This window comes from Brevundimonas sp., from assembly GCF_046295595.1.
Lineage (GTDB): Bacteria > Pseudomonadota > Alphaproteobacteria > Caulobacterales > Caulobacteraceae > Brevundimonas.
Genome location: NZ_JBKBMX010000008.1, coordinates 19,522 through 33,471 on the forward strand (window position 1 = coordinate 19,522; position 13,950 = coordinate 33,471).

The 13,950-nt window shown below is 69.3% G+C and carries 8 protein-coding genes; 4 read left to right on the forward strand and 4 right to left on the reverse strand.

The window, feature by feature from the left end; translation table 11 throughout:
• Positions 1-20: 20 nt before the first annotated feature.
• From nagE to ACK4JY_RS07330, 4 genes are all read right to left on the reverse strand, one after another.
• Positions 21-1,706: an N-acetylglucosamine-specific PTS transporter subunit IIBC gene (nagE, locus tag ACK4JY_RS07315; RefSeq protein ID WP_409604240.1), complete on the reverse strand. Its 1,686-nt coding sequence runs from the start codon at positions 1,704-1,706 to the stop codon at positions 21-23.
• Positions 1,703-4,231 (reverse strand): phosphoenolpyruvate--protein phosphotransferase, encoded by a 2,529-nt coding sequence (gene ptsP, locus ACK4JY_RS07320; protein ID WP_409604242.1) that lies wholly within the window; start codon positions 4,229-4,231, stop codon positions 1,703-1,705. Before ptsP ends, nagE begins: the two co-directional genes overlap by 4 nt.
• Positions 4,228-6,348, reverse strand: a complete 2,121-nt coding sequence (locus ACK4JY_RS07325) for a family 20 glycosylhydrolase (protein WP_409604244.1) — start codon at positions 6,346-6,348, stop codon at positions 4,228-4,230. The genes ptsP and ACK4JY_RS07325 overlap by 4 nt, the downstream gene beginning before the upstream one ends.
• 182 nt (positions 6,349-6,530) lie before the next feature.
• The gene (locus ACK4JY_RS07330; protein WP_409604246.1) at positions 6,531-9,287 is read right to left on the reverse strand and encodes a TonB-dependent receptor; all 2,757 of its coding nucleotides are present in this window, start codon (positions 9,285-9,287) and stop codon (positions 6,531-6,533) included.
• A 264-nt stretch (positions 9,288-9,551) separates the two neighbouring features.
• Here ACK4JY_RS07330 and ACK4JY_RS07335 point away from each other — a divergent pair, with 264 nt between their 5' ends.
• From ACK4JY_RS07335 to ACK4JY_RS07350, 4 genes are read left to right on the forward strand one after another with little or no spacing between them, the layout of a single operon-like run.
• Positions 9,552-10,295, forward strand: coding sequence for a GntR family transcriptional regulator (locus tag ACK4JY_RS07335; protein WP_409604248.1), 744 nt, complete (start codon positions 9,552-9,554; stop codon positions 10,293-10,295).
• Positions 10,295-11,326, forward strand: coding sequence for an SIS domain-containing protein (locus tag ACK4JY_RS07340; RefSeq protein WP_409604250.1), 1,032 nt, complete (start codon positions 10,295-10,297; stop codon positions 11,324-11,326). Before ACK4JY_RS07335 ends, ACK4JY_RS07340 begins: the two co-directional genes overlap by 1 nt.
• The gene (gene nagA / locus ACK4JY_RS07345) at positions 11,326-12,471 is read left to right on the forward strand and encodes an N-acetylglucosamine-6-phosphate deacetylase (RefSeq protein WP_409604252.1); all 1,146 of its coding nucleotides are present in this window, start codon (positions 11,326-11,328) and stop codon (positions 12,469-12,471) included. The genes ACK4JY_RS07340 and nagA overlap by 1 nt, the downstream gene beginning before the upstream one ends.
• 50 nt (positions 12,472-12,521) lie before the next feature.
• Positions 12,522-13,910, forward strand: a complete 1,389-nt coding sequence (locus ACK4JY_RS07350; protein WP_409604254.1) for a glycoside hydrolase family 47 protein — start codon at positions 12,522-12,524, stop codon at positions 13,908-13,910.
• Positions 13,911-13,950: the final 40 nt, after the last annotated feature.

Below are 13,950 nucleotides of genomic sequence, written 5' to 3' on the forward strand. Positions count from 1 at the left end.
CAAGCCTTGGGCAGTCCGGATCAGCCCGAGAGCTGCTCCGCCAAGGCTTCGGCATCCGGCCCGACGATCACCTGCCAGGTGTCAGGGCCGGTCATGATCCCGCCCCTCGGCGCGGCCCGGTCCAGGGCAGCCGGATCGACCGCCGCAGCGTCGGCGACGCGGACGCAGAGGCGGCCGGCGCGAACGGTCGCCTCGCGGATGTTGGCGGCGGACCCGAGGGCGCGGCGGAGAGCGTCGGCGTTGACAGCCGGCGCAGCGCCGCCGCCGTCCCGCAGACAGGCGCGTATCTCGTCGGCGACGGCGTCGGCGATCGGGCCCAGCACGACCTGCAGATCGGTCGGCGTCGGCGAGATGACACCGCGCGCGCCGAGGCGTTTCAGCGCCGGCTCGTCGATCGCCTGCCGCGAGCCGACGACGAGCCGCAGACGGGTGGTGCAGGCGCTGACGGCCTTGAGGTTGGCGGCGCCGCCGAGGGCGTGAACGAACTGTTCGGCGCGATCGCCGCGATCGGTGGCAGGCGCCGACAGCGTCTCTTCGACATCCTCGCGGCCCGGGGTCTTGAGGTTGAAATGCGCGATGAAGAAGCGGAACAGGCCATAGTAGAGGGCGCCGTAAACCAGGCCGACCGGGACCAGCAGCCACGGGCGGGTGGCCTGGCCGTAGTTGATCACATAGTCGAACAGACCGGCTGAAAAGGTGAAGCCGAGCCGCACGTCCAGCAGGCTCATCACCACCATGGCCACGCCCGTCAGCACCGCATGCAGGGCGTAGAGCACCGGCGCGAGGAACATGAAGGTGAACTCGATCGGCTCGGTGACGCCGGTCAGGAAGGCGGTCAGGGCGAGCGAGGCGAGCATGCCGCCGACGGCCTTGCGCCGGTCGGGCCGGGCCGCGTGATACATGGCCAGGCAGGCTGCGGGCAGGCCGAACATCATGACCGGGAAGAAGCCGCTCATAAACGCTCCGGCGGTCGGATCGCCGGCGAAGAAGCGATTCAGATCGCCGGTGGCGCCGCCGTAATCGCCGACGATGAACCAGGCGACGTTGTTGAGGATGTGGTGCAGACCGGTGACGATCAGCAGCCGGTTCAGCACGCCGAAGACGAACAGGCCGATCTCGCCCGAGCCGACGACGGCGCGGCTGAACAGGTCGATGCCGTGGTTGAGCCCGGTGAAGCTGAGCCCGACCGCCAAGGCCAGGCCGAGGCCGGCGAACCCGGCCACGATGGGCACGAAGCGGCGGCCGCTGAAGAAGGCGAGATACTCGGGCAGTTTGAGGGTCGAGAACCGATTGTAGAAGTCGCCGGCGATCAGGCCGGACAGGATGCCGATCGGCACGCCGAGCCGGGCCAGCGCCCCGTCCCGAAAGGCCTTTTCGGCCATGGCGGTCGAGGCCGCGGGCACGCCGGCGAGGACCTCGGGCGGGACGGCGATCAGGGCCTTCGCCCCCTCGGTGGCGATCAGGAAACAGACCACGCCGGCGAGGCCGGCGGCTCCGTTGTTGTCCTTCGCGAAGCCGACCGCGACGCCGATGGCGAACAGCAGGCCGAGGTTGGCGAACACCGCCTGCCCGGCCGAGGCGACGAAGGCGATGTCGAGCAGGTCCGGCTGACCGAGGCGCAGCAGCAGGCCCGCCACCGGCAGGACGGCGATCGGCAGCATCAAGGCCCGGCCAAGAGGCTGCAGGCTGGACAGACCGATTTTCATGCCCGGGCTCCGACCTTGCGGGATGGGATTGCGTCGCGGACCGCCTCGCCGGCCAGGGCCCGCACCGCCTCGGGACCGTCCATCTCCAGCGCCTCGCGCGCCAGGGCCTGGCATTCGGCGAGCGTGAAGCGGCGGACCACGGCCTTGATCTCGGCGATCATGGCCGGCGCGGCCGACAGTTCGGTTACGCCGAGACCGACGAGGATGGGCGCGGCCTCGATCTCGGAGGCCAGGCCGCCGCAGACGCCGATCCAGCGCGCGTCCGTCGCCCCGGCCACAGCCTGCTGGATCAGCCGCAGGACGGCGGGATGCAGGGCGTCCAGCTGCGGCGCCAGATGCGGGTTCTGGCGGTCCATGGCGAGGGTGTACTGGGTCAGGTCATTGGTGCCGACGGAGATGAAGTCGACGACCTCGCTCAGCCGGGCCGTGGTCATGGCGGCGGCGGGGGTCTCGACCATCACCCCCAGCAGCGGCGCTTCGGCGCCGGTTTCGCGCACGGCCCGATCCAGCAGGGCCCGCACCTGACGCACCTCAGCTGCCGAGGCGACCATCGGCAGCATGACGGCGACGACGCCCGGCGACCGTACGCGACAGATGGCGCGCAGTTGGGCCAACAGCAGGTCGGGACGGTACAGGCCGGAGCGGACGCCGCGCAGGCCGAGGGCCGGGTTGTCCTCGGCCGGCATCGGCAGATACGGCAGCGGCTTGTCGCCTCCGGCGTCGAGGGTGCGGATAACGAGGGTGCGGCCGTCGAGGGCGTCGGCGATGGACTGATACTGATCCAGCTGCTCGTCTTCGTCGGGGGCGGTCTCACGCTCGAGGAACAGGAATTCGGTGCGCAGCAGGCCGCAGCCCTCGGCGCCATCGGCGACGGCGGGGGCGGCCTCGGAGGCGGCGCCAAGGTTGGCGAAGACCTCGATGCGGACGCCGTCGGCGGTGCGGCAGTCGTCGGTGGCGGCGGCGCGGGCCTCGGCGCGGCGACGGCCGCGGGCGGCCATGGCGCTCTGGGCCCGGGCCTGGGTGGCGGCCGAGGGCGAGGCGACCAGGCGGCGGCCGTCGGCGTCGAGCACCACCAGCGATCCGTCGGCGACGCGGGACAGGCCGGGCCCGACAGCGACCAGCGCCGGCACGCCCATGGCGGCGGCGAGAATGGCGACGTGCGAGGTCGGCCCGCCCCGGTTGGTGCAGATCCCGGCCAACTGTCCGGCGTCGAGCGCCATCAGCTGGGACGGCAGCAGGTCGTCGGCGAGGACGATCGAGCCGGGGCCCAGCGCGAGGGGCTGAGGCTCGACGCCGGTCAGCTGCAGCAGGACCTGACGCTCGAGATCGAGCAGGTCGTCGGCCCGTTCGGCCATGCGGGTATCGCCGATCGAGCGGAGCAGGTCGACGGCGACGCGGGTCGCCTCGCGCCAGCCGTGGCCGGCGCTGTGACCCGCCGCGATCGACTGGCGGGCGGCGGCGAGCAGTTCGGGGTCGTCGAGGAAGGCCAGATGGGCCGCGAGAATGCTGCGGCGCTGGACATCGCCGGATGTCGAGGCGGTCTCGAGCCGTTGGCGCACGGCGGCGACGGCCCGTTCGAGCGCTGGGCTCTCAACAGCCTCGCCGAGACCGGCGACCGGGACCTCTATGGCCGGGAGGGCGAAGCGCACGGCCTGACCCACGGCCAGACCGGGGGCGGCGGCCACGCCGGCGAGAATCAGCTCTCCGTCGACGCTTTGGATGGGGTCGGGCGAAGGCGCCAGGATCGGCTGCGGCGGGGTTGTCCGGGTGCCATCCCCCAGCCCCCCCGCAATCAGGTCGGCGAGTGTGTCGACGGCGGCGCGGGCGTCGGCGCCGGTGGCCGAGAGAGTCAGGCTGTCGCCCTCGCGCAGGCCGAGCGCCATCAGCTGGACGGCGCTCGCGGCGGAAGCTTGCCGGTCGCGAAGGTGGACAAGGACGCGGGCGTCGAAGGCCTTCGCCCGGGCGGCGATCCGGCCTGCCGGCCGGGCGTGCAGGCCGTGTGGCAGGGCGGTTCCGACCTCTCGGGTGATCACATCGGACACGGGTCCGACGTCGTCCCGGACACCGGCGGCCCCTGACACCGTCATCAAGGGATCGCCGACGCGGACGCGCCGGTCGAGAGCCTGTCCGTGCAGGGCGAAGCCCTCTCCGGTGACGACGATCGGCGTGATCAGGCTGACGGCGCCGCGGGCGATGCGGTCGAGATCGAGGGTCAGCAACAGGTCGCCGGCCGCGACGCGGTCGCCTTCGGCGACATGAGCGGTGAAGCCATCGCCCTCCAGTTTCACCGTCTCGAGTCCGACATGGATCAGCACCTCGACGCCGCTGTCGGAGCGGATGCTGACGGCGTGACGGGCGCGGGCCAAGGCGCCGACGACGCCGTCGAACGGGGCGTGGATGGCGGCGCCGAGCGGCTCCACGGCGATGCCGTCGCCAAGCAGCCGGCCGGAGAAGACGTCGTCGGGCACCTCGTCCAGCGAGAGGGCCCAGCCGTCGACCGGCGAACGCACCACAAGGTCGGTCACGGCCGGCCCTCCGCCGCGGTGAGGCGGACCCAGTCGAGGGCCCAGATCGGATCGACGCCGGCCTGGGTGAAGGTCATGCACAGGTCGTGCACGCCCGGCGCGGCCGGCAGTCGTCCGCGCACGATGGTGACACCGTCGTTCCGCGCCGCCTCCGCCAACGGGATGACAAGGGCGGGTTCGGCTTCGCAGCCGCCGACGCGGACCTCCAGCTCGCCAGCCGGGGTGCGGGGGGCGCGCAGGCGGACGTTCTTGATGTCGGCGCCGATCTGGAAGTTGAATGGCACCTGGCCCACCGCCGCCTCGAACGCGACCGCTTCGGTCAGGTCGGCGGCCCGGTAGATCCAGCACGGGTTGAACAGGTCGAGGAGGAAGGACGGACGGTCGCCATGCAGGGGCGCGTCGTCGATCAACGACAGGGCGATCGCCTCGCTGCACAGCGTCATCTGGTGATCGTAGCGGCGCTCGCCCTGCGGCGGGAGGGGCGCCGCTTCGGGCGACAGGGCAAGCTCGGCGTAGTCGATGCCGAGCGACCGGTAGCGGGCCAGTTGCGGCGTCAGGCGGGCGGTGAAGTCGTCCCAGTCCATCCGCGCCGGAGCCGACCACGCCAGTTCGGCCAGGGCTGCGACCCGCGGAAAGGCCATGTACTCAACCCGGTCCTCGTCGCGCATATGCTCGGTCCAGATATTGGCCTGGACGCCGAGCACATGCCGGGCCTGATCAGTCGTCAGGGCCTCGGGTGTCGGATCGAAGCGGTAGATGTCCTCGATCGGAACGACGAAACCGCGGCCGGGCGAGCCGTCGGCGGCGCTCTGGCGGTTGTCGAGGTAGAGGATCGGGGCCGGCGACAGCACCGTGTCATGGCCGAGTCGGGCCGCCTCGACCGCCCCCTCGACCCCGCGCCACGACATGACCGTGGCGTTCGGAGCGAGACCGCCCTCGAGGATTTCGTCCCAGCCGATCAGGCGACGGCCGCGCTGGTTCAGATACTGCTCCATGCGGCCGATGAACCAGCTTTGCAGCGCGGCTTCGTCGGCGACGCCGAGCTCGCGCATCCGCGCCTGCGTCCGGGGTGAGGCCTTCCACTGATCCTTGACCGCCTCGTCGCCGCCGAGGTGTACATAGGTCCCGGGGAACAGGTCCACGACCTCGGCCAGCACCTGCTCGAAGAAGGCTATGGTGCTCTCCTCGGTGTTGAACAGGGTGTGGTAGACGCCCCAGTCGGCCGGGACGGCGGGAACGGTGGCCTCGGGCGCATCGCTGACGCCGAGCTCAGGATAGGCGGCGATCGCCGCGCTGGCGTGGCCGGGCACGTCGATCTCGGGCACGATGACGATGTTGCGGGCGGCGGCCCAGGCGACGATCTCGCGCACCTCGTCCTGGGTGTAGAAGCCGCCGTGCAATCGGGGCCGGCCGGTCGCCGGATCGATGTCTTGAGCCGCCGCCGCGCCCGCCGGGACCCGATACGCGCCGACTTCGGTCAGACGCGGGAAGGCCTTGATCTCGAGCCGCCAGCCCTGGTCGTCGGTCAGGTGCCAGTGGAAGACGTTGAGCTTGTGCAGCGCCATCCAGTCGATGAAGCCCTTGATGAACTCCGGCGACTGGTAATGACGGGCGGAGTCCAGCATCAGGCCGCGCCAGCCGAAGCGCGGGGCATCGACGATGCGCAGGGCGGCGAGGTCGGCCGGTCCCTGCCCGTCCCCGGCCGTGGCGAGCTGCCACAGGGTGACCGCCCCGTAGAGAAAGCCGCCGGCGTCGGCGGCCGTCACGGTGACGCCGTCGGGCGCGATCTCCAGCGTATAGCCGTCCGGGTCCGCCTCGCCGCGCCGGAAGACGATGGCCGGGAACCCGGCGCGGGCCTCATCCGCCACACTGAGGGAGAGGCCCCGGCTCCGGCCCAGCAGGTCGGCGAGATAGTTGGCCGCCGCCACGGCCTCCGGGTCGGCGGGCGGGGCGACCAGCACGGTCGTCGGGTCCAGCCGGAACGCGCCGGCTCCGGCCGTAGCCGACAACGGCGCCGGGATGACCGGGGGCGAGATGGAGTGCTGGGCGACGGCGCTGACCGGCAGGCACAGGACGAGTGCGACGAGAAGGGCGGCGGACCGGACAGGCAGACTCATGGCGTAGCTCACGCTGGCGACCTGGCGAACAGAGAAACGGGCGGGGCGAGGTAGCCCCGCCCGGAGTTGTCGCTCAGGGGAACGATGGAGATGTCACGGGCGGACCTGGGCATTCGGCATCCTCGGTTCGTCTTCCGCGGGGCGCAATGGCGGGGGCGGCGGGCGCCGCCCCCGGGGTCGTGCTAGAAGTCGACGCTGACGGTCGCCATCAGCTTGCGGCCCGTCCTGTACACGCCGCGCGGCAGGGCGACGGTATTGGCGTAGGCGTAGTACTCGCTGTCCAGCAGGTTCTGCGCCGAGACACTCAGGCTGACGCGATCGCTGAAGGCGTAGCCCGCCGTGGCGTCGAGACCGGTGTAGGCGCGGACGTACATCTGGTCGCCCCGATCGACGCCGGTGAAATATTTCGAACGCCAGTTGTAGGTCACCCGCGCCGAGAACGGACCGCTCTCGTAGAAGGGGCTGATATTGACCTGGTGGCGCGAGTTGAACGGCAGGTCGGCCCCGTTGTCCGCGCTACCGTCGACGTAAGTGTAGTTGGCCAGCAGGCCGAAGCCGTAGGCGAAGGTCTGCTGGTATGCGAAGGAGGCGCCCTTCAGCTCGGCGGAGCCCGCATTGGTCGGTCGGCTGATCTGGTAGGTGGTGACGGCGTTCTGGGCCTGGTTGAAATGCTGCTCCGGCGCCGTGGCCTGCAGGATGTAGTTGCTGATGTCCTTGTAGAAGACCTCGCCCGACAGGATCGCATCGGGTGAGAAATACCACTCGACCGCGGCGTTGAGGTTGGTCGACTCATAGGGGTCGAGGTCGGGGTTGCCGCCGCCGCCGGTCAGGATCTGGTCGGACAGCCAGAAATAGTTCGACATGTCGGCGTAGTTCGGCCGCGCGATCACCTTGGCGGCGGCGAGGCGGACGATCACATCCTCCGCCACGTCGACGGCGACGTTCAGGCTGGGCAGGAAATCGTCATACTCCTTGGACCGGACCTCCCAGGCCCAGTCGGCCTCGGTCACGCCGCAGCCGGTCGCCGTCTGGTTGACGCAGACGAAGCCGCCGCTGTCGGACTCGGTGCGGACGTAACGCAGGCCGACGTTGCCGCGCACCACGCCGTTGTCGAAATTGGCCTGGCCGTAGAGGGCGTGGATGGTCTCCTGAACGTTCCAGTTCTGGGCCGTGAACTCGGCGTTGCCGAAGACGGTCGGCACTGGCGCGGCCTGCCACGGCCGCAGGTATTCGCCGTTCTCGATGTAGTCCGCCAGCGCCTCGCCATCGATGCGGAAGCGATTGCCCATCTGGTCGTTCACACCGTCGAAGCCGTCCAGATAGTTGTCCGGCACCTGACCCGGATTGAACATGCCGGCGTTGTCCGGCGCGCCGTAGATCTGGACCGTGACGCCCGACATCCGCTGGTCGGTCTCGTGCTGGCGATATTTGTAGCCGAACTGCAGGCGTTCGAAGAAGCCGTCCCGGTCGATGCCGAGGTCAAGCTGGGCGTAGCTCTCCTCGTCCGTGGTCGGCTTGCTGACGATATTGCCGCCCCAGCCGGCGTTGTAGCCGGCCGGCCCAACCGACGGATCGCCGGCCCCCCAGCCGCCATCGAACGAGAACAGCGAGGCGTCGCCGAGCACATTCCCGTCGGCCGGATCGGTATAGGTCAGCGTGCCGGGCGAACCCGGCGCGCCCGTGAAATCGACGGTGTAGTCGGCCCAGTTGAGGAACTCTCCGAACAGCTGGCGCTGGGTGCCGCCCTCCGCCTTGGTGAAGCCGATGTCGCCGGCCAGATCCCAGCCGTCGCCGAGATATTTGGCGTCCAGATGGTAGCTGTCCGAGGTCATGGCCGCCTCACGGTACTGGACGTCCAGCACGCTCAGGGCATTGGTGAAGGAGGCCTTGGTGATCACGCCGTCATCGATCTGGATGTCGGTCAGGGCGCCGAGGCTGTTCCAGGTGTTGCCCTGGAAGGCGAACAGCGACTGGTTGGTGTTGTCATAGCTGGCGTCGATGCGCAGCCAGTCAAAATTGATGTCCAGCGCCTCTGTCGGGCGGAACTGCACGGCGACCGTCAGGCTGTCCCGCTCGCGCTGTTGCTCGAAGAAGTGGGTGCCGAAGGCGTTCATGCCGCGGGCGTCGGGATTGGCCGCCAAGGTCGTGGCGCAGGTCCCCGAACAGTTGCCGTTGGTGATGGAGTTGGCGCCCGGGTTCTCGGGGCTGCCGCCCATATAGTAGCTGGCGGGGATGGTGCCGTAGGATTCGAGGCCGTCGCGGCGCAGGGCGTCGTTGGCCCGCTGCGCCGAGATCAGCACACCGAAGGTCCGGGCGTCGTTGCGCCAGCTGCCGAGGACGGAGAGCTGCAGATCGCCCTCTTCGGAGCGGTCGTTGTACAGATAGCTGGCGGCCCCCGAGAGGGTTCCGGATTCCAGGTCCAGCGGACGGCGGGTGATGACGTCGACGGTGCCGCCGATGCTGCCCTCGTCGATACGGGCCTCCGGCGACTTGTAGACCTCGACGCGGCCGACGATCTGCGGCGCGAGCAGGGCGTAGTTGAAGGTCCGGCCGGGCTGGTCGAGGATGAACCAGTCGGCCGAGGCCACGGTCTGGCCATTCAGCAGGGTGCGGTTCAGGGCCGGGTCGGTGCCGAGGATGCTGACCTTCTCGCCTTGGCCGAACTGGCGGTCGACGGTAACGCCGGGAATGATGGTGATGGCCTCGGCGACGTTCGAGCTGGGAAATTTGCCGACGTCCTCGGCGGTGACGACATCGATGATGGCGTTGGCCTCGCGCTTGGTCTCGAGGGACTGCTGCAGCGAGGCGCGGATGCCGGTGACGATGACCTCGTCAACCGTCGTCGGTTCCGCCCGACCGTCCTGGGCCGCGGCCGCGCTGGCTCCGAGCAGCGCCAGCGCGCTGACCGAACCGATCATGATCGCCCGTTGAATACGCATGACGCCTGTCCCTCCAGAGGTCGACCCGCTCCCCCGCGAATACCGACCAGTCCATTAGAAGACCAATAAAGGCCCTCCCCCATTCGCCACCACGGCTATCTGGTGAGCGCAGACGGGAAGGTGTCACCAAACGTTTACGACAAGCAAGCCCAAATCGACACATTGGACCTATGTTTTTGCAGATTGGTTCTTGATTGGTTTGGTCAGATGGGTTGTGATGCGGCCAACGATGGGCGAAAGCAGCCGCCATCGACCGGGGTTGGAATGTCATTCGCTGAAGTCATAGGAAAGCTGGACGCCGGGCGGCCCACGCCGCTGTACCAGCAGCTGCAACAGGCTGTCCGCGAGGCCATCCAGCGTCGCGTGCTGAAGGCTGATGAAGCCCTGCCGGCGGAACGCGACCTGGCCGAGTCGCTGTCGGTGTCGCGCATCACCGTGCGCAAGGCGTTCGACGGCCTGGTCGCCGAGGGTCTGCTGTCGCGTCGCCAGGGCGCGGGAACCTTCGTCGCCGCACGGGTGGAGAAGAGCTTCTCGAAGCTGACTTCCTTCTCCGAGGATATGGCGGCGCGCGGCCGCAAGGCGACCAGTTCGTGGATCAGCCGCACCGAGGGGGCGGTGACGCCCGAGGAATCCCTGACCCTGGGTCTCAGCCCCGGCACGCCAGTCTATCGCTACCACCGCATCCGCTATGCCGACGGCGCGCCGATGGCGCTGGAATACTCCACCGTGCCGGCCTCCAGCCTGCCGTCGCTCGAGACCGTCGATGTTTCGCTGTATCGGGCCCTCGACGCCCACGGTCAGCGCCCCGTACGCGCGCTGCAGCGGCTGCGGGCGGTGCTGTTCACCGAAGAACAGGCCGAACTTCTCGGCGTCGCTCCGGGAGCCGCCGGTCTGCTGATCGAACGGCGCGCCTTCGCCCGCGACGGCCAGGCGGTCGAGGTGACGCAATCCTTCTATCGCGGCGACGCCTACGACTTCGTCGCCGAACTGAACGACGGACCCGCCTGATGCGGGCCGAAGACACCCGGATGTTCCATGAGGCCGCCGCCGCCGGTGAAGTGGTCGCGACCCAGCTGGCGCGCAACGCGCAGGTGATGGCGGAGCTGGGCGATCGCCTGCGTCATCTGTCGCCGACCATCGCCCTGATCAGCGGCCGGGGCAGTTCCGACAACGCCGGGGTCTACGCCCGCTATCTGATCGAGACCGGCACCGGCGTCCCGACCAGCCCGGCCGCCCTGTCGGCCAGCTCGGTCTACGACGTCGAGCCGCGCCTGAAAGGCGCCGTCTGCATCGCCATCTCCCAGTCGGGCCAGAGCCCGGACCTTGTCGCCTCGGTGTCGGCGGCCCGCGCGGGCGGCGCCTTCGTCATCGCCCTGGTCAATGCGCCGGACTCGCGGCTGGCCGCGGTCGCCGATGTCACGGTCCCCCTGCACGCCGGGGCGGAGACCTCGGTCGCGGCGACCAAATCCTTCATCGCCAGCCTGTCGGCCCTGGCGCAGCTGATCGGATGCTGGACCGGCGACGACGCGCTGTTGGAGGCGCTGGACGCCCTGCCGGACCAGCTGGATGCGGCCTTCCGTCAGGACTGGAGCCCGGCGCTGGAGACCCTGGTCGAGGCGCAGAGCCTCTATGTCGTCGGACGCGGGCCGGGCTATGCCGTGGCCCGCGAAGCGGCGCTGAAACTGAAGGAGACCTGCGGCCTGCACGCCGAGGCGTTCAGCGCCGCCGAGATCCGGCATGGGCCGATGGCGCTGGTGAAGACCGGCTTCCCGGTGCTCATGCTCGCCCAGGACGACGAGACACGAGCCGATATGGCGGCGCTCGCGGCGGAATTCGCTGATCGGGACGCGAGGGTGATGCTTGCAGGCGCGCAGGGCGGGCCGTCGGTCACAGCCCTGCGCGCCATCGATGCCCATCCGGCCATCCAGCCGATTCTGTTGATCCAGTCCTTCTACCGTCTGGCGGCGATGGCCTCGGTCGCGCGTGGCTATGACCCGGACCGTCCGCCCTTCCTGAACAAGGTCACCGAGACCCTCTGATGACGATCACCTTCACCAATGGACGGGTCCTGACCGGAGAGACATTCCGGACCGATGTGTCCGTGACGATCGAAGGAGAGCGGATCGTCCGGGTCGCACCCGGCCCCGTCCCCGCAGGCGAGGTCCATGACCTGCGCGGCGCCCGGCTGGTCCCCGGCTTTATCGATACCCAGGTGAATGGCGGCGGCGGCATCCTGTTCAACGACTGCCCGACGGCCGACTGTATCGACGCCATCGGCCGGGCCCACCGCCGGTTCGGCACGACCGGCTTCCTGCCGACCCTGATCAGCGACGACCTGTCGGTGATCGACACCGCCATCACAGCGGTGGAGACGGCCATGGCGCGGGGCGTACCCGGCGTGCTCGGCATCCACATCGAGGGGCCCTTCCTCAACGCCTCGCGCAAGGGCGTTCACGACGCCTCCAAATTTCGCACGCTCGACGACGGCGCCCTGTCTCTGCTGACGCGGCTGAAGCGGGGGCGGACCCTGGTCACCCTCGCCCCGGAGACGACGACGCCGGCGATGATCACGCGTCTGGTCGAGGCCGGGGCGGTCGTCGCCGCCGGCCACACCGACGCCGACTATCCCACCACCCGGGCCGCGCTCGGCGCCGGCATGACCGGCTTCACCCATCTGTTCAACGCCATGTCGCCGCTGACCAGCCGCGAGCCCGGAGCCGTCGGCGCGGCGCTGGAAGACATCAACAGCTGGTGCGGCCTGATCGTCGACGGCCATCACGTCGATCCCGTGGTGCTGAAGCTGGCGCTGCGCTGCCGGCCGCGAAACCGTTTCATGCTGGTCACCGACGCCATGCCCAGCGTTGGCGCGACCGAGGACCATTTCATGCTTCAGGGCCGCCGGATCACGGTGCGGGACGGCGTCTGCCTCGACCCGAACGGGGTGCTGGCGGGCTCTGATCTCAACATGGCCGCGGCGGTCCGCAACGCCCACGCCCTGATGGACCTCGACCTGGCCACGGCCATCGCCCTGGCCACGGCCAATCCGGCCGAATTCCTGGGCCTCGGCGGCGTCCGCGGCCGGATCGAACCGGGACTGGCCGCCGACCTCGTGATTCTCGACGAGGCCCTGACGGTGACCGAGACCTGGATCGGCGGGCAACGGCTGGTGAACGAACCGGTCTGAGTGCAGTGTCCCGTGGGGCGGGATGACCGGCCGACACTCGAGGGGATTCGATGACCACGTCACTCAGCCGCCGCACGGCCCTTTCGATGATGGCCGCCGGCGCCAGCGCGGGTTTCGCCCGGCCCGTTGCCGCCCGATCAGAAGACTGGGCCGCCCTCGGGAAGGACGTGAAGTCCGAGTTCCAGTGGGCCTGGCGACACTATGTCGAGCGGGCCTGGGGCAAGGACGAGATCAATCCGGTCAGCGGGACATCGCAATCCTTCTTCATCGAGGGACACGACTTGGGCCTGTCGCTGGTCGAGGCGCTCGACACCCTGTGGATCATGGAGCTGGACGAGGAGTTCCAGGCCGGAGTCGACTGGGTCAAGACCAGTCTGGACTTCGACGTCGACGGCGAGGCGCAGACGTTCGAGACCAATATCCGGCTGGTCGGCGGCCTGCTGTCGGCGCATCTGGCGTGCGGTGATCCGGTGCTGCTGGCCAAGGCGAAGGATCTGGCCGACCGGCTGATGAAGGCGTTCGACGCCTCGCCGCACGGCCTGCCGTACCGCTATGTGAACCTGAGAACCGGGGCCGTGCGCGACCCGGAAACCAATCTGGCCGAGATCGGCACCTATGCGACCGAGTTCGGGGTGCTGGGCCAGCTCGTGGGCGACGACAAATACTATGCGGCGGCCAAACGGGCGATGAAGCACGCGCTCGACCTGCGATCCGACAAGGGACTGATGGCGGCCAACATCCACGCCGAGACGGGGCGGTTCATCAGCCGCAACGCCTCGATCGACGTCTATGCCGACAGCTTCTACGAATATCTGTGGGACAGCTGGGAGCTGTTCGGCGACACGGACATGAAGCGCTGGGCCGAGGAATGCCTCGGCGCCATGGTCGCGCATCAGGGCCGGCGCTACGATGGCCGTCTGTGGTTTCCGATGGTCGACTATGAGACGGCGGAGGTGACGGGGACGTCGCAGACGGTGCTGGGCGGCTATCTGGCCGGGCTGCTGGGACAGGCGGGATTCAAGGCCGAAGGGGACGACGTCCTGCGCAGCTATGAGGACATGCAGGCGCGGTACACCATCATCCCGGAGTCGATCGACGTCCGCACGGGGACACCGCGCGGGGTGCGCACCGGTCTGCGGCCCGAGTTCGCCGACGCCTGTCTGAACCTGTGGCAGGGCGACCGCGACGAGCGCTACCGGGCCCTGACCGCGGTGCACTACCGCAACATGAAGGCGACCTCGAAGGCGGCGTACGGCTACACCTCGCTGACCGACATCACCACGCGGCCGATGGCCCAGGGCGACAACTGCCCCGGCTACTGGTGGTCGGAACAGATGAAATACTATTTCCTCATGTTCGCCGAGCCGAAGCGGATCGATCTGAACCGGATGGTGCTGAGCACGGAGGCGAATGTGCTCAGGGGATTTGTGAAGACCTAGACGGCGCCGCCCCATTCGCCTCGCGGATGGGGCGGTGAAC

What these genes read in the sequence shown, in the direction of transcription:
- ACK4JY_RS07335 (WP_409604248.1), top strand. Translation starts at nt 9,552, where the DNA reads ATGTCATTCGCTGAAGTCATAGGAAAGCTGGACGCCGGGCGGCCCACG.
- ACK4JY_RS07350 (WP_409604254.1), top strand. Translation starts at nt 12,522, where the DNA reads ATGACCACGTCACTCAGCCGCCGCACGGCCCTTTCGATGATGGCCGCC.
- ACK4JY_RS07325 (WP_409604244.1), bottom strand. Translation starts at nt 6,348, where the DNA reads ATGAGTCTGCCTGTCCGGTCCGCCGCCCTTCTCGTCGCACTCGTCCTG.
- ACK4JY_RS07340 (WP_409604250.1), top strand. Translation starts at nt 10,295, where the DNA reads ATGCGGGCCGAAGACACCCGGATGTTCCATGAGGCCGCCGCCGCCGGT.
- nagE (WP_409604240.1), bottom strand. Translation starts at nt 1,706, where the DNA reads ATGAAAATCGGTCTGTCCAGCCTGCAGCCTCTTGGCCGGGCCTTGATG.
- ACK4JY_RS07330 (WP_409604246.1), bottom strand. Translation starts at nt 9,287, where the DNA reads ATGCGTATTCAACGGGCGATCATGATCGGTTCGGTCAGCGCGCTGGCG.
- nagA (WP_409604252.1), top strand. Translation starts at nt 11,326, where the DNA reads ATGACGATCACCTTCACCAATGGACGGGTCCTGACCGGAGAGACATTC.